Annotated in this window: 24 protein-coding genes and 1 tRNA gene; 13 read left to right on the top strand and 12 right to left on the bottom strand. The window is 71.6% G+C overall.

The features are described from left to right. Positions 1-55 precede the first annotated feature (55 nt). The gene (locus BXA11_RS26580; protein ID WP_030505913.1) at positions 56-412 is read left to right on the top strand and encodes a VOC family protein; all 357 of its coding nucleotides are present in this window, start codon (positions 56-58) and stop codon (positions 410-412) included. Between the two features lie 143 nt (positions 413-555). After that, positions 556-1443, top strand: a complete 888-nt coding sequence (locus tag BXA11_RS26575; protein ID WP_051761282.1) for a DMT family transporter — start codon at positions 556-558, stop codon at positions 1441-1443. A gap of 5 nt (positions 1444-1448) precedes the next feature. Here BXA11_RS26575 and BXA11_RS26570 read toward each other — a convergent pair whose 3' ends face one another. Then, positions 1449-2609 carry an FAD-dependent monooxygenase gene (locus tag BXA11_RS26570; RefSeq protein ID WP_076438878.1) on the bottom strand — a complete coding sequence of 387 codons (1161 nt, stop codon included), beginning with the start codon at positions 2607-2609 and terminating at the stop codon, positions 1449-1451. 67 nt (positions 2610-2676) lie between these two features. On the opposite strand from BXA11_RS26570, the gene BXA11_RS26565 reads away from it, so the two are divergent. Next, entirely contained in the window at positions 2677-3261 is a 585-nt protein-coding gene (locus tag BXA11_RS26565; RefSeq protein WP_076438877.1) for a TetR/AcrR family transcriptional regulator, read from the top strand. Between the two features lie 75 nt (positions 3262-3336). On the opposite strand, the gene BXA11_RS26560 is transcribed toward BXA11_RS26565, so the two are convergent. Both BXA11_RS26560 and BXA11_RS26555 read right to left on the bottom strand, forming a co-directional pair. Continuing rightward, entirely contained in the window at positions 3337-3927 is a 591-nt protein-coding gene (locus tag BXA11_RS26560; protein WP_076438875.1) for a dihydrofolate reductase family protein, read from the bottom strand. 80 nt (positions 3928-4007) lie between these two features. Continuing rightward, a complete protein-coding gene (locus BXA11_RS26555; RefSeq protein ID WP_076438873.1) occupies positions 4008-4589 on the bottom strand; it encodes a GNAT family N-acetyltransferase in 582 nt (193 codons plus the stop codon). 119 nt (positions 4590-4708) lie between these two features. On the opposite strand from BXA11_RS26555, the gene BXA11_RS26550 reads away from it, so the two are divergent. The 4 genes from BXA11_RS26550 to BXA11_RS26535 are packed head-to-tail and all read left to right on the top strand — an operon-like array spanning position 4709 to position 9214. Next, on the top strand, positions 4709-5659 hold the full coding sequence (locus BXA11_RS26550) for a phosphotransferase family protein (RefSeq protein WP_076438871.1): 951 nt from the start codon (positions 4709-4711) through the stop codon (positions 5657-5659). Beyond that, positions 5660-6865: an acyl-CoA dehydrogenase family protein gene (locus tag BXA11_RS26545; RefSeq protein ID WP_076438869.1), complete on the top strand. Its 1206-nt coding sequence runs from the start codon at positions 5660-5662 to the stop codon at positions 6863-6865. It begins immediately after the preceding gene. A gap of 7 nt (positions 6866-6872) precedes the next feature. After that, on the top strand, positions 6873-8045 hold the full coding sequence (locus tag BXA11_RS26540) for an acyl-CoA dehydrogenase family protein (protein WP_076439070.1): 1173 nt from the start codon (positions 6873-6875) through the stop codon (positions 8043-8045). Further along, a complete protein-coding gene (locus BXA11_RS26535) occupies positions 8042-9214 on the top strand; it encodes an acyl-CoA dehydrogenase family protein (RefSeq protein WP_076438867.1) in 1173 nt (390 codons plus the stop codon). Before BXA11_RS26540 ends, BXA11_RS26535 begins: the two co-directional genes overlap by 4 nt. On the opposite strand, the gene BXA11_RS26530 is transcribed toward BXA11_RS26535, so the two are convergent. Next, positions 9215-9844 carry a TetR/AcrR family transcriptional regulator gene (locus BXA11_RS26530; protein ID WP_083744601.1) on the bottom strand — a complete coding sequence of 210 codons (630 nt, stop codon included), beginning with the start codon at positions 9842-9844 and terminating at the stop codon, positions 9215-9217. Between the two features lie 153 nt (positions 9845-9997). Between BXA11_RS26530 and BXA11_RS26525 the strand changes: the two genes are divergently transcribed. Continuing rightward, positions 9998-10765, top strand: coding sequence for a nuclease-related domain-containing protein (locus tag BXA11_RS26525; protein ID WP_076438863.1), 768 nt, complete (start codon positions 9998-10000; stop codon positions 10763-10765). A 57-nt stretch (positions 10766-10822) separates the two neighbouring features. Here BXA11_RS26525 and BXA11_RS26520 read toward each other — a convergent pair whose 3' ends face one another. Then, on the bottom strand, positions 10823-12190 hold the full coding sequence (locus tag BXA11_RS26520; protein WP_076438861.1) for a vWA domain-containing protein: 1368 nt from the start codon (positions 12188-12190) through the stop codon (positions 10823-10825). Further along, positions 12187-13035 carry an AAA family ATPase gene (locus BXA11_RS26515; RefSeq protein WP_076438859.1) on the bottom strand — a complete coding sequence of 283 codons (849 nt, stop codon included), beginning with the start codon at positions 13033-13035 and terminating at the stop codon, positions 12187-12189. Before BXA11_RS26515 ends, BXA11_RS26520 begins: the two co-directional genes overlap by 4 nt. Before the next feature lie 88 nt (positions 13036-13123). Here BXA11_RS26515 and BXA11_RS26510 point away from each other — a divergent pair. Together BXA11_RS26510 and BXA11_RS26505 are read left to right on the top strand one after the other, a co-directional pair. Then, positions 13124-13197, top strand: a tRNA-Lys gene (locus BXA11_RS26510). A 253-nt stretch (positions 13198-13450) separates the two neighbouring features. After that, positions 13451-14632, top strand: coding sequence for an alpha/beta hydrolase family protein (locus BXA11_RS26505; protein WP_076438857.1), 1182 nt, complete (start codon positions 13451-13453; stop codon positions 14630-14632). 27 nt (positions 14633-14659) lie between these two features. On the opposite strand, the gene BXA11_RS26500 is transcribed toward BXA11_RS26505, so the two are convergent. After that, the gene (locus BXA11_RS26500) at positions 14660-15589 is read right to left on the bottom strand and encodes a helix-turn-helix transcriptional regulator (RefSeq protein WP_076438856.1); all 930 of its coding nucleotides are present in this window, start codon (positions 15587-15589) and stop codon (positions 14660-14662) included. Positions 15590-15690: 101 nt separating this feature from the next. Here BXA11_RS26500 and BXA11_RS26495 point away from each other — a divergent pair, with 101 nt between their 5' ends. Continuing rightward, on the top strand, positions 15691-16611 hold the full coding sequence (locus BXA11_RS26495) for an oxidoreductase (protein WP_076438854.1): 921 nt from the start codon (positions 15691-15693) through the stop codon (positions 16609-16611). Here BXA11_RS26495 and BXA11_RS26490 read toward each other — a convergent pair. Continuing rightward, positions 16602-17375 (bottom strand): endonuclease Q family protein, encoded by a 774-nt coding sequence (locus tag BXA11_RS26490; RefSeq protein ID WP_076438853.1) that lies wholly within the window; start codon positions 17373-17375, stop codon positions 16602-16604. The genes BXA11_RS26495 and BXA11_RS26490 overlap by 10 nt on opposite strands. A gap of 50 nt (positions 17376-17425) precedes the next feature. Here BXA11_RS26490 and BXA11_RS44855 point away from each other — a divergent pair, with 50 nt between their 5' ends. After that, positions 17426-17653, top strand: a complete 228-nt coding sequence (locus tag BXA11_RS44855) for a hypothetical protein (RefSeq protein ID WP_076438851.1) — start codon at positions 17426-17428, stop codon at positions 17651-17653. 188 nt (positions 17654-17841) lie between these two features. On the opposite strand, the gene BXA11_RS26480 is transcribed toward BXA11_RS44855, so the two are convergent. Then, entirely contained in the window at positions 17842-19767 is a 1926-nt protein-coding gene (locus BXA11_RS26480) for a Xaa-Pro dipeptidyl-peptidase (RefSeq protein ID WP_239105102.1), read from the bottom strand. A gap of 152 nt (positions 19768-19919) precedes the next feature. Further along, positions 19920-21380 (bottom strand): glycoside hydrolase family protein, encoded by a 1461-nt coding sequence (locus BXA11_RS43325; protein ID WP_076438848.1) that lies wholly within the window; start codon positions 21378-21380, stop codon positions 19920-19922. Between the two features lie 63 nt (positions 21381-21443). Here BXA11_RS43325 and BXA11_RS26470 point away from each other — a divergent pair, with 63 nt between their 5' ends. Beyond that, positions 21444-22163, top strand: coding sequence for a TetR/AcrR family transcriptional regulator (locus BXA11_RS26470; RefSeq protein ID WP_076438846.1), 720 nt, complete (start codon positions 21444-21446; stop codon positions 22161-22163). Between the two features lie 6 nt (positions 22164-22169). On the opposite strand, the gene BXA11_RS26465 is transcribed toward BXA11_RS26470, so the two are convergent. Then, positions 22170-23780, bottom strand: a complete 1611-nt coding sequence (locus BXA11_RS26465; RefSeq protein WP_143734531.1) for an SMI1/KNR4 family protein — start codon at positions 23778-23780, stop codon at positions 22170-22172. A 25-nt stretch (positions 23781-23805) separates the two neighbouring features. Then, a complete protein-coding gene (locus tag BXA11_RS43320; RefSeq protein ID WP_159454846.1) occupies positions 23806-23958 on the bottom strand; it encodes a hypothetical protein in 153 nt (50 codons plus the stop codon). Positions 23959-23994: the final 36 nt, after the last annotated feature.

Genomic DNA, 23994 nt, shown 5'->3' with positions numbered 1-23994 from the left:
TCCGCGAGGGGCTACCTGACACTCCCTGACAGGTATACGCGACACGATGGGGTTCATGACAACGACCGCGAAGCTCATCGCCGTGACCATCGACTGTGCCGAGCCGAAGAAGCTCGCCGAGTTCTACTCCCAGGTCACCGGATTCCCCGTGCAGTACGCCGAGGAGGAGTACGCCGGGATCGGCGACGGCGCGACGAGCATCTACTTTCAGCGCGTGCCCGACCGGAAGGCCCCCTCCTGGCCCGGCCCCGACAAGCAGTTCCACCTCGACTTCCGGGTGCCCGACGTGGCCAAGGCGGTGGAGGAGTACATCGCTCTCGGGGCGACCAAGCCGGAGTTCCAGCCGGGCGACTGGGTGGTGCTCGCCGACCCGGAGGGCCACCTTTTCTGCGTGTGTCCCGAGAGGTCCTGAAGCCGGCGGGGCGGCAGCGAACGCCGGTCAGAGGATCACCAGTGGGGTGCCCGTAAAGCCCCACTTATGTCGCGGGCTCCCGGGGCGCGTGCCGCGTCCCACTAAGCTTGCGTGGTGATTTCTCGACACACCGGCGGGCGCGCATGACCTGGGTGGGAGTGGCCATCGCCCTGGTCGGCGCGCTGGGATACGCCCTGGGCGCGGCGCTGCAGCAGTTCGAAGCGGTGAGCGAGGGGGCGACCCTCGCTCTCGTCAGAAGGCCCCGCTGGTGGATCGGCGGGGTCATCGGTTTCACCGGGGCGTCCCTGCACGCGGTGGCGCTCAGCCTGGCTCCGCTGGTCGTCGTCCAGCCCGTGAGCGTGGCGACCCTCGTGTTCGCGGTGCCGCTCGCCGCGACGCTGCACGGCAGACGCCCGCGCCGGGCCGAGATCGCCGGGTCGATCGCGGTGGCGGTCGGCCTGCTCGGCCTGATGCTGCTGGTCCCGGCGCACAACGTGACCCCGGTCCTGTCCGACGCGCACGCCCTGGAGCTGATCGGCTGTGTCGCGCTGGTGGTCGCCGTCACGTTCACCGCGGCCCGCCGGCTGAAGGGCCCGGCGAAGGCGCTGCTGATGGCGGTCGGCGCCGGAGCGGTCACCGCTACCGTGTCCACCTTCGTCCGGGTCGTCGGCGGAGGGCTCCAAGGAGACCTCGGCCACCTCCTCCACTGGTTCACCCTGGCCATCCCGGTGCTGCTGGTCTGCGCCGTGGTGCTGCTGCAGAAGTCGTACGCCGTGGGCTACTTCGGCATCGCCTACGCCGGGGTCCAGGTCGTCGACCCCATCACCTCGGTGACCGCCGGAGCGGTGCTGCTGGGCGAGTCGCTGCCCACCGAAGCGGGCAAGGCGGTCCCCGCGCTGCTCGCCGCCGGGCTGCTCATCGCCGGGACGGTCACGCTCGGCCGCCTCACCCCCGACCAGTCCAAGCCTGCCGCCGTACCGGCCGAGCCGGACAGGATCGGCGGCTCGGTGGTCGCGTCCGAGGCGGCCTGACCTCCTCAGCTCCGGGGCGACCAGGCGAAGACCCGGTCGCCCTGACGCGACGCGACGTCGGGCCCCAACCGGCCCACCGCCCGCATCGCGCCGTCGCGCAGGGCGACCGCAAGCGGGTTGCGCCACCGGGTGAGCCGGCCGATCGACCGCGACCGCCGCACGATCGGCGTCGTCCGCGCCAGCCGTTCCCTGCTGTAGACGGCGAGCCCCGCGGCTGGGTCGCCGGGGGAGACGCGGTCGGCGAGCACGACGGCGTCCTCCATGGCCTGGCAGGCGCCCTGCCCGAGGTTGGGCGTCATGGGGTGGGCCGCGTCGCCCAGCAGCGCGACCCGTCCCGCGTGGAAGGCGGGCAGCGGGGTGTCGAGGCTGTGGATGTCGTGGCGGAGCACGGCCGCGGGGTCGGCGGCGTCCAGCAGCGCCGGGATCGGGTCGTGCCAGCGGCCGAACAACCGGAGCAGTTCGTCCCTCTCGTCCGCCGCGCGCAGGCCCGGTGGGACCGCCGCGGTGGCGTAGCAGTACACCTGACCGCCCGCGAGAGGCATGACCCCGAAGATCAGCCCGCGTCCCCAGGTTTCGGAGGCGAACACAGTCTCGGACGCGCCGGTCTCTCCGGCCAGCGGCACGATCGCCCGCCAGCTCGTCACGCCCGCGTAGACCGGTTCGGGATGCCCGGGGAACAGCGCGGAGCGGGTGCGGGACCGGATCCCGTCGGCAGCCACGACAAGGTCGGCCTCGATCGTCTCCGCCGTCCCCCGCACGGCGACGCGGCCGGTCGCGGGGTCGACGGACTCGACCCGGCTGTTCACCCGCAGCGCGCCCTGCGGCAGGCGTCCGGCGAGGATGCCGACCAGTGCCGCGCGGGTGAGCAGCACGATGGGGTCGCCATACCGGGCGGCGGCGTCCTCGGCGGTGGTCCGCGCCAGCCATCGGCCGTCCGGCAGCCGGATGCCGCCCCGGCCCTGGATGGCGGAGAGCTTCCTCACCTCGTCCCCGACCCCGATCACGTCGAGCGCCCGCAGCGCGTTGGGCGCGACCGCCAGCCCGGCGCCCACCGGCTCGATCGAGGCCGCCCGTTCCAGGACCGTCACCTCCCAGCCTTTGTGCGCCAGCGCGAGGGCCGCCGTCAGCCCGCCGATGCCCGCTCCCACCACCACCGCGTGCGCCATGCCCGCCTCCCGTTACTACACCTGTAGTGAGCGTACTACAGGTGTAGTCCGCCCCTACGATGAGGGGGTGAGCAGTCAGCGTGCGGTCGTCGTCGCGGACGCGGCCATCGCGATCCTGGCCGAGCGGGGGATGCGCGGCCTCACCCATCGGGCGGTGGACGAGGCCGCGGGGCTGCCGCCGGGCTCCACCTCGAACCACGCGCGCACCCGGGCGGCGCTGCTGGAGCTCACGCTGGCCCGGCTCGCCGAGCGCGAGGAGGCCGTGTTCACCGCCGCGACGCCACCGGACGGCGGGATGCCCGAGGGCGCGGGCGAGGTGGCCCGGCTGGCGGATCTCCTGGCGAGGACGATCCACGCGGCGATCACCGTGCATCGGGAGACCACGATCGCGCGGTACGAGCTGGCGCTGGAGGCGAGCCGGCGCCCCGAGCTGCGCAAGATCTACGACGAGGTGGGGCGCCGGTTCCGGGAGCAGGCCGCCGCGGTGCTGGCCGCCGCCGGCTCGCCCGATCCGGTGCGGCACGGGCGGCAGATGGTCGCCTACGTCGAAGGGATGCTGTTCGACGCGATCGTGGGGGCGGGGGACGAGCCGACCCTCGACGAGCTCGGCGCCGCCTTCAGGGAACTGCTCCGCGTCGTCTCCGGCCGGTGAGCCCCGGCGGCCTCGCCGAAGCGTCCGGCCGCCGGCCGCCGGTCTCCCCCAAAGCGATCGCGCGGATACCCGGGGTCACCGTCCTGCGGGCCGGTACACGGTGGTGATCACTCCCGACCCGGTCGCCGTCGACTCGACCAGCCGGAAGGCCGGCAGGTCCGAGCCCGAGTCCGGGAACAACCGGCGGCCGGAGCCGAGCACAAGCGGGTAGACGAGAAGAACCAGTGTGTCGACGAGGTCGCGCGACAGCAGTGACCGGACCAGGACCCCGCTGCCGAACACCACCAGGTTCTCCGGCACTTCCTCCTTCAGACGGCTCACCGCGTCAGCGGCGTCGCCTCCGAGGAGCACGGAGTTCTCCCAGGCGAGGGGTTCGGTCAGGGTGGTGGACGCCACGTACTTCCGGGCGCGGCCGAGAGCCTCGCTGAACGGGTTCGGCGGCTGCTTGGGCCAGTAGCCCGCGAACTGCTCGTAGGTCGTCCGGCCGGCCAGCAGGGACCACGCGCTCGTCATGTGACGGCTCATGACCTCCTGCATGGCCGGGTCCTGGTGCCGGCTCGCCCAGCCGCCGTGCCGGAAGTCTCCGCGCAGGTCCTCCTCGGGGTTCCCGGGCGCCTGCATCACACCGTCAAGCGTCAGGTGCTCGATCGCGATGACCTTGCCCATGCCGTGTCTCCCTCACCGTCGTCCGTCGGTCTCACCCCTACACGAACGACAGGCCGCCGGATCGACAGGCGCAGAGGGTGTTACTGCCGGGCGGCAAGGAGGCGGGCGCGGTGGGCCGGCCACTCGTCGTCGAGGATCGAATACAGAGGGCTGTCGCGCCAGGTGCCGTCCGCGCGGCGGTACTGCCGCCGGAGCACGCCCTCCCGGACGCCGCCGATGCGCTCGATGGCCGCCTGCGACCGCAGATTGCGGATGTCGGTCTTCAGCACCACGCGGACGAACCCCAGGGCGAAGGCGTGGTCGAGCAGCAGGACCTTGCACTCGGTGTTGACGCCGGTGCGCCAGTAGGCCCTGCCGTACCATGTGGAGCCGATCTCCACGCTCTCGTCGAAGCCGCCGACGTCCCAGTAGCCGGTCGAGCCGATCGCCCGGCCGGTCTCCTTGAGTACCACCGCGAACTGGGTGGTGCGCGGGTCGGCGAGCAGCGTGTCCACCAGGCGGCGCGTGTCGTCCTCGGTATGCGGCATGGGTTCCGGCCGGTGACGCCAGACCTCCTCGTCCTGGGCTGCGAGGAACAGGTCGGGGGCGTGGCCGGGGGCGAGCGGCTCAAGGCGTACGACGTGGCCGTCGAGCACGGCCGGCGTGGGCATCTTCGCGGTCATGCGCCCGACGTTAGCGCCGGTCCGGCGGGCGAGCGGATGGCCACTTCGGGCGGAACGGCGAGGACCACTTCGGGGTGACCGTGTCGACACACATACCGTCTGGTCGGTACGCTGACGGCGTGACTCCTGACCCGCCCGGCCTCGATCTCACCCGCCTCGCCGAGCACCTCCAGCGCGAGGGCCTGACCGAAGGGCCGCTCACGGCGGAGCTGATCGTCGGCGGCAAGTCCAATCTGACGTACGTCGTCAGGGACGGCACGCGCACGTACGTCGTGCGGCGGCCGCCGCTCGGGCACGTCCTGGCGACGGCGCACGACATGGGCCGTGAACATCGGGTCATGAGCGCGCTCCAGGACACCGGCGTCCCGGTGCCCCGCACCTACCACCTCTGCCGGGACCCCGAGGTCGTCGGCGCGCCCTTCTACGTCATGGAGCACGTCGAGGGCGGGCAGCCGCCGCTCACCCCCGACCTCGCCCACGGGCTGGTGGACGTGCTGGCCGCGCTGCACTCGATCACCCCCGAGAGAGTGGGCCTCGGCGACTTCGGCAGGCCCGACGGCTTCCTCGAGCGGCAGGTCGCCCGGTGGAAGCGGCAGCTCGACGCCTCGCGCAGCCGCGAGGTGCCCGGCATCGACGACCTCTACGAGCGGCTCGCCCGCGACGTGCCCGTCTCCGGCTCGCCCGCGATCGTGCACGGCGACTTCAAGCTCGGCAACACGCTCATCGCGGGCGGCGAGGTGCGGGCCGTGCTCGACTGGGAGATGTCCACGCTCGGCGACCCGCTCACCGACCTCGCGCTGTTCCTCCTCTACGGCGAGGTCTCCTCGCTCGACCGGGGCGCGGCCGGGGAGGCGCCGCCCGGCTCCGAGCTCGCCGCCCACTACGGGGAGGCGTCCGGCCGCGACCTGTCCCGGCTCGGCTGGTACGTCGGCCTCGCCTGCTTCAAGCTCGCGGTGATCGCCGAGGGCATCCATTTCCGATACACGAAGGGGCTCACGGTGGGGGAGGGCTTCGCCGAGGTCGGCGACCAGGTCGCCCCGATCGTCGCCCGCGGGCTGATGGAGGTCTGAATGGACTTCGGGTTCGACGCGACCACGAACCGCTATCGCGACCGGCTGCTCGATTTCATGGACGAGTGCGTCTATCCGGCCGAGCACGCCTTCCACGAACAGGCGGCCGGCAGCGGATGGAGCCCGCCGCCGATGCTGGAGGATCTCAAGGCCGAGGCCCGCTCGCGCGGCCTGTGGAACCTCTTCCTCCCGGGTGTCCACGGCGCCGGACTGACCAACATCCAGTACGCCCCGCTCGCGGAGGTCATGGGCAGGTCGCCCGCCATCGCGCCGTCCGCCACCAACTGCGCCGCCCCCGACACCGGCAACATGGAGCTGCTGGCGGAGTTCGGCAGCGAGTGGCAGCGCAAGGAGTATCTGGAGCCGCTGCTGGCCGGAGAGATCAGGTCGGCCTTCGCGATGACCGAGCCCGACGTCGCCTCCTCCGACGCGACGAACATCGCGACCTCCATCAGGAGGGACGGCGGGGAGTACGTCGTCAACGGCCGCAAGTGGTTCATCACCGGCGCGATGAACCCGAACTGCAAGATCTTCATCGTGATGGGCAAGACCGATCCCGAGGCGCCCAAGCATCGCCGGCAGAGCATGGTGCTCGTCCCGAGGGACACCCCCGGTCTCACCGTACGGCGCGGCATGACGGTCTTCGGCTACGACGACGCCGACCACGGCGGGCACGCCGAGGTGGTGTTCGAGGACGTACGGGTGCCGGTGGACAACCTCATCGGCGAGGAGGGCGGCGGGTTCGCCATCGCCCAGGCACGGCTCGGGCCGGGCCGCATCCACCACTGCATGCGGCTCATCGGCATGGCCGAGCGGGCGGTCGAGCTGATGTGCCGCCGGGTGCTGACACGGGAGGCGTTCGGCAAGCCGCTGGCCCGGCAGGGAGTGATTCAGGACTGGATCGCCGAGTCGCGGGTGCGCATCGAGCAACTGCGCCTGCTGGTGCTGAAGACGGCGTGGCTGATGGACACGGTCGGCAACAAGGGCGCGCACACGGAGATCCAGGCCATCAAGATCGCCGGTCCGGCGACGGTGGAGTGGATCCTGGACAAGGCCATCCAGGCGCACGGCGCGGGCGGGATCAGCCAGGACTTCCCGCTGGCGGCGCTGTGGGCGGGCGCGCGGTCGCTACGGTTCGCCGACGGCCCCGACGAGGTCCACAAGCGGTCGCTGGCCTATCGCGAACTCAAGAAATACATGGGGTGATGTGCGGGTGACATGGGATGAGGCGTCGGTCGCCGAGCGCGCCAGAGCCTTCCTCGCGGAGCACGACCCGGCGGCCACGGACCGCCTGGAGTTCCTGCGCGCCCGGTTCGACGCCGGGCTGGCCTGGGTGCACTTCCCCGAGGGCCTCGGGGGGCTCGGCGCGCCCAGGGAACTGCAGGCCGTGGCCGACCGGGAGCTGAAGGGCACGCCCGACAACCAGCCGGGCCGGATCGGCATCGGCCTCGGCATGGCCGCCCCGACGATCCTCGCGTTCGGCACCGAGGAGCAGAAGAAGCGCTTCCTGCGGCCGCTGTGGACGGGCGAGGAGGTGTGGTGCCAGCTGTTCAGCGAGCCCGGGGCCGGGTCCGACCTCGCCACGCTCGCCACCCGGGCCGTACGCGAGGGCGACGAGTGGGTGGTGGACGGCCAGAAGGTGTGGACGTCGAGCGCGCACACCGCGCGCTGGGCCATCCTCGTGGCCCGCACCGACCCCGACGTGCCCAAGCACCGCGGGCTTACCTACTTCGTGTGCGACATGCACGCGCCCGGCGTCGAGGTGCGCCCGCTGCGCCAGATCACCGGTGAGGCCGAGTTCAACGAGGTCTTCCTCACCGGGGTGCGGCTGCCCGACGCGCTGCGGCTGGGCGAGGTGGGCGACGGCTGGCGGGTCGCGCAGACCACGCTGATGAACGAGCGGGTCGCCATCGGCGGCACGCCGAGCCGGCGCACGATGATGGGCGTCGTCGCCGAGACCTGGCGCTCCCGCCCCGAGCTGCGCACCCACGACCTGCACCAGCGGCTGCTCGCGCTGTGGGTCGACTCGGAGGTCATGCGGCTGACCGCCGTACGGCTGCGCGAGCAGCTCGCCGCCGGGCACCCGGGGCCGGAGGGGTCGGGCATGAAGCTGGCCTTCGCGCGGCTGCACCAGCAGCTGTCCGGCATCGAGGTCGAGATGCTGCGCGAGGACGGCCTGGCTTACGACGACTGGACGTTCCGCCGCCCGGACACGGTCGACTTCATCGGCCGCGAGGCCGGCTACCGCTATCTGCGCGCGAAGGGCAACTCGATCGAGGGCGGCACCTCCGAGATCCTGCGCAACATCATCGCCGAACGCGTCCTCGGCCTGCCCGCCGAGCCGCGCGCCGACAAGGACGTCGCCTGGAAGGACCTCCCCCGATGACGCTGCTGTACACGGATGTGGAGGAGGAGCTGCGGGCCGCCGTGCGCGACCTGCTCGCCGACAAGGCCTCGCCGTCCGCCGTGCTCGACCGTGCCGACTCCGCCGCCGCGGGTGGCACTCCGTACGACGCGGAGCTGTGGAAGGCGCTGGCCCGCGACATCGGCGTGGCCGGGCTGCTGATCCCCGAGGAGCTCGGCGGCTCCGCCTCCCACGAGGGCGGCGCCTCGGCCCGCGAGGCCGCCGTCGTGCTGGAGGAGCTGGGCCGCGCCGTGGCTCCCGTGCCGTTCCTCAGCAGCGCCGTCCTCGCCACCCAGGCCCTGCTAGTGGCAGGGGGAGAGGTGGCCGGCGAACTGCTGGGACGCCTGGCCGCCGGGGAGGCGACGGCCGCCCTCGCCGTCTCGTTCGCCGCCTCGCCGTACGCGCCGCCGGCCCCGGTGGCGATCCTCGGCGAGGACGGCACAGTGACCGGCACGGTCACCGGGGTGATCGGAGCGGAGGCCGCCGACGTCCTGATCGTCCCGGTGCGCCTTTCCCAGGGCGTGGGGCTGTGCGCGGTCGAGGTGCCCTCAACCGCCCAGGGGGCCGTCCGGGTGGCGACGGTCGCCTCGCTCGACCTGACCCGGCCTGTCGCGACCGTGTCCTTCGCGTCGGCGCCGGCGCGGATCGTCGCGAGGGCGGAGGGGCTGGAGCTGCCGTGGGTGTGGGAGGCCCTGGTGCGCGGCGCCGGGCTGCTCGCCTCGGAACAGCTCGGCGTCGCCGAGTGGTGCCTCACCACGACGGTCGCGTACGTCAAGGAACGCAGGCAGTTCGCCCGGCCTGTGGGGTCGTTCCAGGCGGTCAAGCACCGGCTGGCCGACCTGTGGCTGGAGGTCGTGGGGGCCAGGGCGGCGGCCCGCAACGCGGCCGCCCGGCTGGCCGAGGCGCCCGCGGCGGGACCGCTCGGCGACGAGGCGGCGGTGGCCGTCGCGGTGGCGCAGGCCCACTGCGGAGCGGTGGCGGTGCACGCCGCCGAGGAGTGCGTGCAGCTCCACGGCGGCATCGGGATGACCTGGGAGCACCCCGCGCACCTCTATCTCAAGCGGGCCAAGGCCGATCAGATCGCGCTGGGCACGCCGGGCGACCACCGTGACGCGCTGGCCGGCCCGGCCGGCCTCCCCGCGCCGCTGTGACTACGGACGCAGCGAGTTGAGCAGGAGGTCGGCGAAGTGACGGCCGACCTCCTGGCCGTTCAGCGGGCCGTCCGGGTGATACCAGGTGCCGAGGTGGTGGACCGAGCCGAAGAAGAAGTCGACCACCATCTCGGCGGGGATGTCGCCGCGGAAGACGCCGTCGCGCTGCCCCTCGACGACGAGGTCGCGGAACCGCTCGTGGTAGCGCCGCCGCTCGGCCCGCACGTTCTTGTACGTCTCCGGCGCGAGCTGGTGCATCGACCTGAAGAAGATCTTGGAGTCGTCCAGGTTGTCGACCGTGGTCACCACCACGTCCATCGCGGCGCCGTGCAGCCGGTCGGCCACCGGGCCCTGCGCGTCGGCGAACCGGTTGAGGCGCTCCATCTGCAGGCGCAGCACCCGGGCGTAGATCTCGTGGAGCAGGTCGTCCTTGGAATCGAAGTAGTGGTACATGGCGCCCTTGGTGACGCCGGCCGCCGCGACGATCTCCTGCACCGACGTGCTCTCGAACCCCCGCTGGGCGAACAGCCGGGTGGCCTCGGCGAGCAGGCGCTGCCGTACGGGCTCCTCCAGGGACCCGTTCACGCGATCCCCCGTTAAGCGGTGCTCTCCAGCTGCGCGGCGGGCCATGCCGACCTCCTTCGTCTCTCGCGTCAAGCATACCGACTGGTCGGTCAAGTGTCGGCACTGGCGTAATTGCGCTACTTCCCTCACCTTAGGAGGGTTGGGATTCCCGCTCGGGTATCCCCGGAGAAAGCCGCATGCCTAGTGTGGGGGGTTCGCGTGCCCAGTGGGTCCATTTACGTCCCGAGGGATGAGAAGTTCACCGGCGCCTCGCCGCAGAACCTATACGAGACGTTCTGGTTCGCCGGACGCAAGAACCGCATCCGGATGCGGGCCGCCGTCGCCTTCGCGGGGTTCGTCATCGGCAACCTGGTGGGTCCGCGACTCGGGCTGAACATGTTCGCCGCCGGTGTCGGCCTGGCCGCCCTCGCGGGCGGCACCGACCTGTTCATCGCCTGGCGCCTGCACGAGCGTACGGCGGTGTGGCGGGGTAAGCGCCGCGGCGAGGTGCGCACCGGACGGCTGCTGCGTTTCTGGCTGCGCCGGCACGGTTACCGGGTGATGGACGGCCGGGCGGTGCCCGGCGAGGCGTCGATCGACCACCTCGTCATCGGGCCGGGCGGCGTCTGGATCGTGGACAACGAGGCGTGGTCGCCCGACACCCTGATCGCGCGCTACGGCGAGCGGCTGTTCTTCGACGAGAAGTTCGGCACCTCGGTCGCCAAGGGCCTCATCTCCGCCGCCGGGTCGATGGCCGCGCTGCTGACCAAGGAGACCGGCATCGAGGTCTCCATCGCCCCGGTGCTCGCCGTGCACGGCGGGAAGATCAAGGCCAGGGGAGGCGTGCTGCACGGGGAGGGGCTGACCGTCGCCTACCCGGGCAGGGTGGCCCGCTGGATCCGTGCCAACGGTTCCGCGCGGTTCACCGAGGACCAGATCGAACTGCTGGCCCGTACGGCGGCCCGCATCCTGCGCCGCATGAGCTGAGCACGCCGGCGCGGGCCGGAATCGATTCGGGCGAAGGGTCTCGATTCAGGCCGGTGTCTATGAAGCCAGCGTCTCGACGAACGCGGCGAGCTGGGCGACGTTGCGGCACTCGTGCATGGGGACGACCGATCCGTACGACGTGGCGAGGGAGTCCCCGGTGTCCCACTGGGCCCGGGGCTCGGGATTGAGCCAGTAGGCGTGCCTGGCCTGCCCGGCCAGCCGCTTCAGCGTGCCCAGCGCCGGGACCTGGTAGTTGGACCTGGCGTCGCCCAGGATCAGCAGCGACGTCCGGGGGCCCACGGCGTCGGGGAAGCGTTCGGCGAAGCGCTCGAAGACGTGGCCGTAGTCGGTGCGGCCGAACCTGACGATGTCGGCCTCGTCGGCGAGGCGGCCGATGGCGTCCAGCACGTCCGCGCCCGGGGCGAACAGGTCCGTGATCTCGTCCACGGTGTCCACGAACGCGAACGCCCGCACCTTGGTGAACTGCTCCCGGAGCGCGAACGTCAGCAACAGCGTGAAGTGCGAGAACGTGGAGACCGAGTCGCTGGCGTCGCACAACACGACCAGCTCGGGCCGATGGGGGCGGGGCGGGCGCAGGTGGGTGGTGAGCGGCACCCCGCCCGTGGACAGCGAGGCCCGCACGGTGCGCCGGAAGTCGAGCCGTCCGCGCCGCCCGCGCTTCTGCCTGATCGACAGCCGGGTGGCCAGGCGGCGGGCGAGGGGGTAGACCTCCCGGCGCAGCCGGGCCAGCTCCTCCTTGGTGGCGCGCAGGAAGTCGACCCGGTCGATCGGGGGCCGGACCGCCGACCTGGCGATCTTCTCGACGCCCGACTCCTCGGAGATCCTGCGGCGTACGTCGGAGGCCACCGCCTCGGTGAACGCCTCGGTCGTCCGCGCGATGTGCCGCCTGGCGACCTTCTCCGGCAGGCCGCCGCGCTCGGCGAGCATGGCCGCCAGCATCCGGGCCACCAGCGTCTCCGGCGACAGCGCGCGCAGCACCGGGAAGGAGAACCACGACTGCCTGCCGGGGGCCGCCTGAACCTGCCCGAACCGCCCGACCATCGCCCGGGCGAACTCCCGGAACGCGGGATCGGCCGGATCCCCCATGAGCAGCTCCGCCAGCCGCTCGCGCAGCTCCGGCAGTTCGGCGTCCTCGGCGTCCTCGGCGACGGCGGTGCCTTCGGCGCCGGTGGTCACCGGCGGGAACCACAGGTCGAAGAGCAGGTCGAACCCCGGCCGGTGCGCGGGCCGCTTCACCAGCGTCGCGGCGTACGCCTCGCGCAGCGTCTCCCGCTCGGCCAGGTCGATGACCATGAGCGCGTGGGCCGCGTCCAGCCCCTCGGCCGGGGAGACCGGCAGCCCGGCCTCCCGCAGGGCGTGGACGAACCCCACGTGCCGGTCCACGAGGGACCCCGGAGTCGTCATGACCGGGACGGCAGGCCGAGCTCCTTGGCGGCCCGCACCTGGTCGGAGTTGTGCTTGAGCACCACGCCCAGCGTCTCGCCGATCAGCGCCTCGTCCAACTCCGTACGGCCGAGGGCGAGCAGGGTGTGCGCCCAGTCGACGGTCTCCGCGATCGACGGCGACTTCTTCAGCTCCAGCGCGCGCAGCGTGGCCACCGTACGGGCGAGCTGGTCGGCGATGCTCGCGGGCAGCCCGGGCACCTGCGCGAGCAGGATGTCGCGCTCCCGCTCCGGGGTGGGGTAGCCGAGGTGGAGATACAGGCAGCGCCGTTTGAGCGCCTCCGACAGCTCCCGGGTCGCGTTCGAGGTCAGCACGACGTACGGCCGGCGCATGGCGGTGATCGTGCCCAGCTCGGGGATCGTGACCTGGTAGTCGGACAGGATCTCCAGCAGCAGCCCCTCGACCTCGACGTCGGCCTTGTCGGTCTCGTCGATGAGCAGCACGGTGGGCTCCTCGCTCCTGATCGCCCTCAGGAGGGGGCGCTCCAGCAGGAACTCCTCGGAGAAGATGTCGTCCCAGGCGCCGTCGTCGGCCTGGATGCGCAGCAGTTGCTTCTTGTAGTTCCACTCGTACAGCGCCCGCGCCTCGTCCAGGCCCTCGTAGCACTGCAGGCGGATGAGCCGCGCTCCGGTGGCCTCCGCCACGGCCTTGGCGAGCTGGGTCTTGCCCACCCCCGCCGGTCCTTCGGCCAGCAGCGGCTTGCCCAGCGCCCCGGCCAGGAACACCGATGTCGCGATGCCGTCGTCGGCAAGGTAGTCGACGGCCGTCAGCCGCCCCCGGACCTCGTCAGGCGAGGCGAACCACATGTGCGCTCCCAACCGCAGAACCGAATGTTGTTCTACTGTAGCCGGATTTTGTCTGATCTGGCCGCTGCGGTAACCTCTAAGAGCTTTCGCGCCGCTAGCTCAGTTGGTTAGAGCAGCTGACTCTTAATCAGCGGGTCCGGGGTTCGAGTCCCTGGCGGCGCACCCTGTCGAAGCCCAGGCCGGTACATCCGGCCTGGGCTTTCGTCATTCGCCGATCGTGCCGGCGGCGGTCGGCGCTCCGAACCGGCCGAAAGTGCTACTCGAGCGGCGCCGACCGCACCTTCGGCTGATGCCGCGCCAGGCCCGGGCCTCGCAGGATCGAACCATGCCATACAGAAATCCGCATGCCGCGCCGAGAGCCGGGGCCCTCACCAGCCGTCGGAGCAGTGGAAAGCCGACGCTCCGGACTCCAATCGTGCGGGCCGGCCTGGCCGCGGTCGCAGGACTGCTCACCCTGACGGTCCCCGCCTCCTGGACGCCGGTGTCCGCCTCTCCCGGATACGCCTCCGCCGGCTCTTCGGTCACGTCGAGCAGCACACCGTATCTGCCCGAGCCGACCGGTCCCCATCCGGTCGGCACGACGTCCCTGTGGCTGAAGGACACCTCGCGCCCCGACCCCTGGGTCCCTTCGGCCAAGTCGAGGGAGCTCATGGTCTCCCTCTGGTATCCGGCGAGGTCCGGGAGTGGACGGCGTGCGCCCTACGTCACGCCCAAGGAGTCGGAGCTCATCCTGAAGGGCAAAGGGGTGACGGGCGTGCCGTCCGACGTGCTGAGCAGAACGCGGACCCACGCGTTCAGCGGCGCCGAACCGGCGGGACGTGCACACACCCTGCCTCTTGTCGTGCTCTCTCCCGGCTTCACCGACCCCCGAAGCTCGCTCACCGCCCTGGCCGAGGAACTCGCGAGCAGAGGCTACGTGGTGGCCGGCATCGACCACACGTACGAGACCTTCGCCACCACGTTCCCCGACGGGCGGCTTGCCACCTGCGCCGCATGCGAACTCGAAGGCGTCGACGACTTCGGTGAGAAGGCGGTGAAGAACCGGGCGGTCGACGTCTCCTTCGTGATCGATCGGCTGACCGGTCCACGTGCCAGGTGGAAGGGCACCTCACTGATCGACGCGTCCCGGATCGCGATGGCGGGCACGTCCCTCGGAGGCGCGAGCGTCGCAGAGACGATGCTGAAGGACTCCCGGGTTCGCGCCGGAATCAACATGGACGGCCTCATGTTCGCCCCGATCCCCGCGAGCGGGGTGGCGCGCCCGTTCCTGTTCCTGGGCCAGCCGCTACATCGACCGGGTGGCGAGGACGCCACATGGGACCGTGACTGGGCACACCTGACCGGTTGGAAGCGCTGGCTGGTGGTGGCCGGAGCGGTGCACCCGTCCTTCAGCGACTACGACCTGCTGGCCCAGCAGATCGGCGTCGACCTCGGCAGTGAGCTCGCTGGAAGCCGCTCGGTGGACATCACCCGCAGGTACGTCCGAGCCTTCTTCGACCTGCATCTGGGCGGTAAGCCCCAGCCCCTGCTGGACAGGCCCTCGGTGCGCTACCCGGAGGTCGGGTTCTGCTCGCCGGAGACGAAGACCTGCACATAGAGACGGCTGGGTTACAGGAGTCGTCGATCAACGGCTCCGGGGTCCGAGTCCCTGGCGGCGCACCACCTCGGGGAGCCCGGGCCGTTCGGCCTGGGCTTTGCGCGATTCCCGGGTGGCGTGCAGGGACGCGAGCAGCCGGAGGCGTTCGTCGTCGGAGGAGCCGGGCTCGGCCGTGTGGACGAGCAGGACCGGGCCGGGGTTGCCGGGCAGGGGATAGACGTCCCAGTCGAGCGTGAGTTCGCCCACCTGGGGATGCCGGAACAGCTTCGTCCCGTGGACCGTCTCACGCACCTCGTGCCGGGCCCAGAGCCGGCGGAAGTCCGCGCTGCGGATGCTCAGCTCACCGATGATCGTCGTGGCGCGCGGGTGGGTGGGATCGGTCGCGACGGCGGCCCGCAACATGCCGATGTACTGCAGGGCGGTGGTCTCCCAGTCGGGGCAGCGCGCCCGGGTCCCGGGATCCTCGAACAGCGCCATGAGCATGTTCCGCCGCCCCGGCGGCAGGGTGTCCGGATCGCCGAGCAGCGCCTCGGCGAGCGTGTTCCACGCGAGCACGTCGAGATGCCGGCCGAGCACGACCGCGGGAGTGTTCATGACGTGCAGCAGGCGCCGCGTGCTGTCCGGCACGCGTTCCGGGGTGCGGCGCGTGCGGACGGCCGCCGGCCGCCGTGCCGCCCGGGCGAGGGTGAACAGGTGGCGGCGTTCCTCGTCGCCGAGGTCCAGCGCGGAGGCGATGGCGTCGAGCACCTCGTCCGAGGGCCGCACCTCACGGCCCTGCTCCATGCGCTGGTAGTAATCGGTGCTCAGCCCGGCCAGCAGCGCGACCTCCTCGCGCCGCAGGCCGGCCACCTTGCGCCGGGGTCCCGGCTCCAGGCCGACGTCCTGCGGGCGCAACCGGCCGCGCCGGGCACGCAGGAAGTCGCCGAGCTCACGAGCGTACGGGTGGTCGACAGCCATGCCGACAGTCTGCCGGTGCGGTCCGCGCCGAAGGTAGGTCTGCGGTTCCCAGGCAGACGCGTACGACCGAATCCCGGCGATCTCGTCCTAGCGTCGCCGCCATGAGCGATTGGAACGCCAGTCACATCCCGGACCAGCACGGCCGGGTCACCGTCGTCACCGGCGCGAACTCGGGGCTCGGCCTGGTCACCGCGACCGAACTCGCCCGGCACGGGGCACACGTCGTGATGGCCGTACGCGACACCGTCGCCGCCGAGCGGGCGGCCGAGACGATCCGGCGCTCCGCGCCGCGGGCCGAGATCGAGGTGCGTGAGCTCGACCTGGCCTCGCTCACGTCGGTGCACGCGTTCGCGAAGGACCTGGCCGCCGCCTTCCCGGCGATCGACCTGCTGGTCAACAACGCCGGCGTGGTCCTCCTCGGCCCCGCCCGCACGACGGCCGACGGGTTCGAGCTTCAGCTGGGCACCAACATGCTCGGGCACTTCGCTCTCACCGGCCTGCTGCTCGGCAGTCTCGGCCGGGCGGAGGCGGCACGGGTGGTCAGCCTCAGCTCGATCACCCACAAGAACGCCCACCTCGACTTCGACGACCTGATGTCGCGGCGGGACTTCAACGCGAGCCGCGCGTACGGCCGGTCCAAGCTCGCCACCACCGTCTTCGGCCTCGAACTCGACCGCCGCCTGCGCGCAGCGGGCTCACCGATCGTCAGCGTCGTCGCGCACCCCGGGCTGTCGAGGAGCAATCTCACCCCCCGGGCCTGGGAATACCGCCCTCGGATCGGGCGGATCTTCGCCCGGCTCGGGCTGCTGGTGACGCAGTCGCCCGAGCGCGGGGCGCTGCCCCAGCTCTTCGCCGCGACCGCGCCCGGCGTGCGCGGCGGCCAGTTCTTCGGACCGGCCCGCCTCCGGGAGACGCGCGGCCCGGTCGTGGAGGTCCGCCCCAGCGCGGAGGCGGCCGACCCGAGTGTCGGGCGACGCCTCTGGACCGCCGCCCAGGCCCTGACCGGCGTCACCTACCTCTGACCCCCGCGCACGCTGAGGGTGCGGATCCGGCCGAACTCGCCGTCGTATCCGGGGTCCTTGGTCACGTCGCCGTTCCGCAGGCGGCCGATCGCCTCGGCGAGCCGCAGTGAGCAATCGGCGATGGCGTCGAGAGGGAGGTCGCCGAGTATCGCGAACTCGGGCCCGAGCGCGGCAACGAGCCTGTCGGTCTCCGCGCCCACCTTCTTGCTCTTCGGGCCCACCCCCAGGGTCTCGGCCACGAGATCCGGGAGCGGGACGAGGTTGCGGAAGCCCGCCGCGCCGCGCGGGCTTCTGCCCGCCGGGCGGTCCGCGAGGTTCTGGACCCTGCTCAGCACGCCGACCGTGAGCTTCCTGCCGCACACCGGGCAGAGGCCGCCGAGCTTGCGCGTCTCCTCAGGATCGAGCCGCACGCCGCACTTGCGGTGGCCGTCGACGTGGTACTTGCCCGCCTCGGGGAAGAACTCGGTCGTGCCGCACAGGCCGGCGCCGGTGCGCAGGTCCCGCTCGATCGCGAAGTAGTCCAGGTCGGTCTCGAAGACGGTGGTCTCGCGGCCGACGATGGGCGGCGAGTGCGCGTCCGAGTAGCTGACCAGCCGATATCCGTCGAGGCCGGAGACCTGCCACATCATGGCGGGGTCGGCGGACAGCCCGGTCTCCAGCGCGAAGACGTGCTCGGTGAGGTCGCCGAAGCACTCCTCGATGCTGTCGAATCCCGATTTCGAGCCGAGCACGCCGAACCACGGCGTCCAGACGTGCGCCGGCACCAGGTAGGCGCCCTCGCCGCAGGCCAGGACGGCCTCCAGCAGGTCGCGGGATGTACCGCACGGGTGCGGCGGCCACGCTGCTCGGCAGCGTCGCCGCGACCTCGCGGTCGAGGTCGTCGCGCAGCCGGAACAGTCCGGGCTCGGCCGGCACGAGAGCCGTACGGAGCCGGTCCAGCCAGGCCGGGTGGGTGAAGTCGCCCGTGCCCATGAGCGTGACGCCCTTGCGCCGGGCCCACCAGGTCAACTGCTCCAGGTCGCTGTTCTTGCTGCACGCGTAGGCGTACCTGGAGTGCATGTGCAGGTCGGCGTGGAAACGCACGGTGACCTCTCCCGTCGGCGTGACCGTGGATCTACCAGTTTGCCGATCAGGAGAGGTCCAAACGCCCGCAAGTCCTCCCGTCCGGATCGCTCGGACGCGGCGCCGGGACGCGGGTCCCGGCGCCGGCGTCAGAGGACGGTCAGGGGATCAGTAGAGCTTGTTGTCCGGCACCGGCAGGTCGATCTGCTGGGGACCGTGCCAGGTGCCCTTGTCCTTGACGATGTCGTCGCCGTTCAGCGCGTGGCCGACGCCGAGCACGAGCGGAATCTCCACCCGGCTCTTGTGCAGGTCGACGGTGACGGTCGTGCCGGTGGCCCGCTCGCCGCTGTAGTTCGAGTCGGTGCCGGCGATCACCAGCCCGATCCTGTGGCCCTTCTTGAAGACGTACTCCTGCGGCAGCGTCTTCCACTTGACCTGCGCGTACGTGCCGGGGGTCAGCGGCGACGACTCGGAGAGCGAGCCGCGGTTCTGCGCGTCGATCCAGCCGCGGGCCACGATCTCCAGCGGACGCGTGGCCAGGTTGGTGACGACCTTCTTGTAGCAGGCGTCGTCGGCGGCGGTGCTGTCGCCGTGGCAGTCCTCCTCGGTGAGGGTCGTGACGCCCTGCCCACGGCGCCAGTCGACCCGGGTGTCCTCGCCGAAGTCGACGAGAAGCGCGGTCAGGTTCGAGGTCGGCTTGTCGAGCGAGACCCGCAGGTCCACCTCGGGCGTGCCCGACATGCGCAGGTCGCGCGGCAGCTCGCCGGTGGTGAAGGCGATCCGCCCGGGCTTGGCCGTGCCGGCGTCGGCGACCATCGCGTCCTCCGACTGGCGGACGTCGGTGAAGCTCGCGGTCTCGCCGTTCTTGCCGGGCTTGAGGTTCAGCGAACCGTCGGCCGACGGACGGAAGAAGTGGGTCGAGGCGGCAGGCGTCGGCCAGTCGCTCTGGGTGACCCACTCGGCCGGGCCGACCTGCACGTCGGCGCGCGGCTCCTGCATGATCCCGTTGTCCACGCCGAGCAGCCAGCGGTCGAACCAGCGGTGCAGCGTGTCGACCCACAGGTCACGACGCCCCTCGAAGTCGAAGGGGTCCACGTGCTGATACTGGCCGACCCAGATCTTGCGCGGCACGTTCCGGTCGGCGAGCGCCTGCCACCACACCGAGAAGTTGTCGGGCTTGACGTTGAGGTCGTTGACCGTGTGCACGACGAAGACGCTGGCGTGCACCTTCGACGCGTCGCCGAGCGACCCGGCGACGTAGTCGCGCTCGGCCCAGAAGCCGTTGTAGTTCCCCGTGGTGTCGTCGGCGTCGACGTCCAGCTGAGCCCGCTTCGCCGCGCACTTGGCGGCCGGGTCGGTGTCGACGGCCCGGGACAGGTACGACATGTAGTTGTAGTTGTAGATGACGCCGTTGGAGCGCTGGTACTTGTACCAGGAGCTGATGGCGGAGATCGGGACGATCGTCTCCAGGCCCTCGACCCCGGTCGCCGCGACCGCGTTGGCCAGCGTGCCGTCGTACGACTTGCCGATCATGCCGGCCTTGCCGGTGCTCCAGTCGGCCACCGCGGGGGAGCCGTCGTCGTGGTAGGCGGGGGCGCGGCCGTTCAGCCAGTCGACGACCGCCTTGCCGCCCAGCACGTCGGCCTTGCCGCCCACGTCGGGGCAGCCGTCGGACTTCGTGGTGCCGACCATGTCGACGTTGAGGACGGCGTAGCCGCGCGGCACGAAGTAGTTGTCGTAGAACAGCGGGAACTTGAGGGGCTCGCCCGCCGCGTCGTACGTCTTGCGCTCGGACTCGTTGCCGCGCCCGGAGTTGTCGTAGTAGGGGCTCTCGTCGATGATCGTCGGCACCTTGAGCCCGGGCCCCGACTCCCTGGGCCTGATGATGTCGACCCTGACCCGGTCGAGGCGGCCGTCGGAGTCGCTGTCGACGCTCGACTCGACGTAGACATGCTCGCGAACGGCGTCGGCGTAGGAGAAGACCGGTTGGGTGCGTCCCTGATCGACGGTGATGGCCGGACCGTCGGCCGCGTGGGCCGGGACCGCGCCGATGGCGGTCAGGGCGACCGCGGCGATGGCTGCTCGTAACAGCACGGAGAGCCTCCAGAAGGGGTGTGGAAATCCTCCGCAAAGTTCCATGCATGCCTGTATGCCGACAAGATCCCTTTATGTGATCGACATCACCTTGATCCTGCTGTGTGACAGAAGTGGTTCACGAGGGGTCGAAGAGCGTTGTGAAGCTGTGCTCAGCTCTCCGGGCTGACGAACACCGGCGTGTCGGAGACGGCCAGGCGCAGCATCCGGTCGCGGACCTCGACGGCGTGCGGCTCGCCGAAGGCGTCCACGGCGGTCGCGGCGGACGCCGGCCAGGGCCAGGAGACGGCGACGGGCGGGTGGTCCTCCCCGTCGGCCGTGTCGCTCCGGTCCCAGAGCACGAGTAGCGGCCCCCGTCCGGCGCGCTCGACCTCGAATGCGTACAGGCCGGGCAGGTCGGCGGACTGGATGCGGGTCACCCGCCGGGCCCCCGCGAGCTGCGCGGCGAGCAGGGCGAAGGTGTCCGCCGCCGGATGCCGGACGGCGAGTTCGCCGTCCCGGTAGCCGAGCATGGCGAGCTTGCCGAACATCAGATGCATGATCTGCAGCGGGTCGGCCGGGCCGGGCACCTCGGGCGCGAGGTTCCAGTAGAGGGTGCGGCGGACCCCGGCGGCGAGCGCCTGAAGGGTGCACGCGACGAGCTGGCGGCAGTTGATCCGGTGGCGTCCGGCCTCCAGCTCCGGCGGGCACCCCTCCATGAACATCAGCAGCCGGGGCGGCAGCTGCGGCATCCGCGCGTACAACGCGGCCATGGCCCGCCGCTCGGGGGTGTCCTGCCGCGCCCTGGCGGCCAGTTCTTCGGTGCTCTGCACCGGTGCTTCGCCGGCGAAGGCCTCGGCGAACACCTCGTACATGACGGCCTGAGCCTCGGGGAACTCGAACGGCACGGGCGCGGCGTACTCGCCCACCACCACCGGCCTGAGACAGCCGTGCGCCCGCATCAGCTCCCGCACGGCCTCGATGTGCGCGGGGACCGCGGCGGCGTCGCCGTACAGGTGCACGTCGAACAGGTCGAAGGCGTCCCGGCCGCCGGACAGCACCTGCGAGAAGAAGCGCCAGGGCTCGCTGCCCGCCTCGCTGCCGAGCACGTCGTAGCCGCACCCGCCCAGCACCACGGCGGCCACGGGGTCGGCCTCCTTCACCGCGGCGTACATGATCCGCAGCTGCGCGACGTACTCGTCGGCGGTCCCCGCCCACAGCAGGTCGGTGTTGCTCGGCTCGTTGTCGCACTGCCAGTAGTGCACCCGCCCGGCGCAGCGGCGCACCACCCGGCGGACGAACTCGGCGTAGGCGTCCAGGTCGTGCGCGGGGGAGGGCGGCAGGAAGTCGGTCGGCGTCCGGGTCGCCCAGGGGGAGCTGGAGCACAGCGTGATCCACACCTCCTCGTCGCCGTCGAGCTGGCCGAGCAGCGCGTCGACCACGTCCCAGCGGTAGCGGCCCGGCTCGGGCTCGACCTGGCTCCAGTACACGTACGCCCGGACGATCCCGGCGCCCAGCGATCGGGCCTGAGGGATGAACGTGCCGGGCGGGCCGAACAGGCCGTAGCTGACGCCCCTCACGACGCCCAGCCGGATCCCCCGCGGTTCGTACGCGTCGGTCGTCGCCTGCGCCATCAGTGCCTCCGGTGTCAGTAAGTTTATGACGTACACATTGAGTGTATGCCGTAAACTTACGGCATGGGAGAGGGAGAGACGAACGAGTTCCCGCTGATCTGGACGCAGCAGCAGACGCAGACGCGCAGGCGTGTGCTGGACCGGGAGAAGGTCGTGGCGGCGGCGATCGGCGTGGCCGACGAGGCCGGACTGGACGGCCTGACGATGAAGGCGGTCGCCGCCCGCCTCGGGCCGTACTCGCCGATGGCTCTCTATCGGCATGTGCACAGCAAGGAGGGTCTGTTCGACCTCATGCTCGACGCGGCCACGGCCGAGATCTCGCTGCCCGGGGAGCCCGGCGGCGACTGGCGTGACGACCTGCGCACGCTCGCCCTGGAAACCCGGCGGATGACGTCGAGGCATCCCTGGTTCGCCGTGCTGGTCCACGCCCGCCCTCCGGCCGGCCCGCACATGATGCGCAGGCTGGAGTTCATGCTCACCGTCCTCGTACGGCAAGGGGCGACCGTCGGCGAGGCCATGACCTATGCGGCCCTGGTCGATCGGCACGTTCTCGGCAGCGCCCTGCAGGACAGCGAGGAGGCCCGTCAGGAGCGGCGCCAGGGCCTGGACGACGACGCCCGGCTCTACGCCGCCATCTCGGCGCTGCGCGAGCTGGCCGCCGCCGACGGCGGCCTGCCCCACCTCACGGAATGGCTCACCCATCCGGCGGGTCCCACGCCGGAGGAACGCTTCGCGATCGGGCTCGACTTCGTCCTCGATGGCATCGCCGCCCGGCTGGCCTGATCGCGGCTACCGCCGGGTGGTGCTCTCCCACCCCAGTTCGCCCTTGACGACCTTCGGCCGCCAGCCGCGGATCGGCCTGCCGGTCTCCAGCGACCTCGTGGTCGCCTTCAGCAGCGCCAGGTAGGACGGCCACACGACGTCGCCCTCCAGGGTGAGCCCCTCCTCGTTGAAGAACTCGCCCGTCTTCCCGGTGCGCGTGTCGACGAAGAGATTGCCGCCGTCGTTCGCGTAGGCGAAGGGGATCAGACGGCCATGCCACCAGGAGTCGTCGAGACCGATGTCGCAGAGCATCTTCCACTCGCTGCGGATGTGCTTGGCGGACATCAGCTCGTAGAAGGGGGCGGGGCCGAACCCCCATGAGCCGGCGCCGTCGTGCCGCAGCAGCGAGGCGCGCAGGTCGTCGGGGAAGCGCAGCCCCATCGCCGCTTCGGACCTGGCGACGTCCAGGGGGCGGGCCGGCGGCAGCAGGCTCTTGTATGTGACGGGCGCCTTCCGGGCCAGCCACCGCTCGATGCGCCGCCACACCGCGTTCACCTCGGCGGTGACGCGCGGCCCCGGCACGCGCGCTCGGGTCGTACGGCCGGGCGTACGGCGGGACGGCAGGCACCCGCCGGCCCGCAACTCCTCGGCCGTCGGCTTCTCCGGGATCGGCTCCTCCGTCGGCGTCGGGGTGGGGGACGGCCGGGGGCCGCCGGCGCAGCCTTGCCGCAGGGGCGCGGGCTCCTCGGCCCAGCGCAGCTCACAGCCCGCGGTGACGACCGGGTACCAGTCCCGCAGCGCCTCGCCCCGCTCCAGTGCGCCGGCCAGCGCCTCCAGCATCGTCAGATGCGACGGCCAGCCCATCGGTCCGTCGTACTCCACCTTGTCCTGCGCCCTGGCCTCGCCGACCCGGCCCGTCCGCGGCTCGATGAACAGCTCCCGTCCGGTGCCGTCGCTGCCGACGGCCAGGAAGCTGCCGTGCCATGTCCCGTTCTCGGGGTCGGCCGCGTCCAGGTCGCCCTCCATCACCAGCTCCTGGCAGTACCCCCAGTTGATGGAGTCGATCTCGAAAAGACCGAGCAGGCCGTACGAGGGCGGGAGCTGGAACCCCGCGCCCAGGTTGCCGTCGGCGCCGTCATGCCGGAGATAGGAGACGTACAGGTCGTCGGGAAGGCGGCGGCCGTTGTCCGTCTCCCATCCGGCGAGGTTCTGCGGGTCGGCGCCGAACTTGAGCTTCCGCAGCGTGGCCGAGGCGTGCGCGCCCAGCCAGCGTTCGATCCGGTCCCACGCCTGGTTCACCCGCGCGGCGGTCGCCGGGTCGGGCGTACGCGGGGTGTACGTGGGTTCGGCGCTCACGAGGCTCGGGTCCTGCCCCATATCGGGGCCGAGCTCGGCCTCGTCGTCCCACTGCACCGGCGGGCACCCGATGCTCTTCGCCTCCTCGGGGGTGAGGGCGTTGGCCTTCATCTCGGCTTCGAACTCGGGGTCGTCGCAGGTCAGCGACACGGTGTCGCCCATGGACATGGAGGAGCACAGCACCGTCTTCCCCATGAGGTCCGGTTCGCCCGCTAGCCCTGCCATCAGGAGCGCGGCCACGAGCGCCGGCCATAAGACACGTGCCCACCGTGATCTGATCACCGGCGCACTGTATCGATCTTGCTGGTCAGCCACAGGTGCCAGATGATCCGTTCTTGGAGGTCCTCGCCGGCCGGGCTCGAACCGGCGCCGTCCAGCCCGGCTTCTCCGGATCGAGCCCCGCCGTACGGCAGGCCGCCTCGACGACCGCACGGGAGCAGGACGCCGTGCGGTGCTTCATGCCAGCCATGATGTCCGCCGTGCCCGCCGGGATTTG

It is taken from the genome of Microbispora rosea (assembly GCF_900156315.1).
Classification (GTDB): domain Bacteria; phylum Actinomycetota; class Actinomycetes; order Streptosporangiales; family Streptosporangiaceae; genus Microbispora; species Microbispora rosea.
Note: the sequence above shows the minus strand (reverse complement) of the source record. Positions and strands in the feature narration are given on the sequence as shown.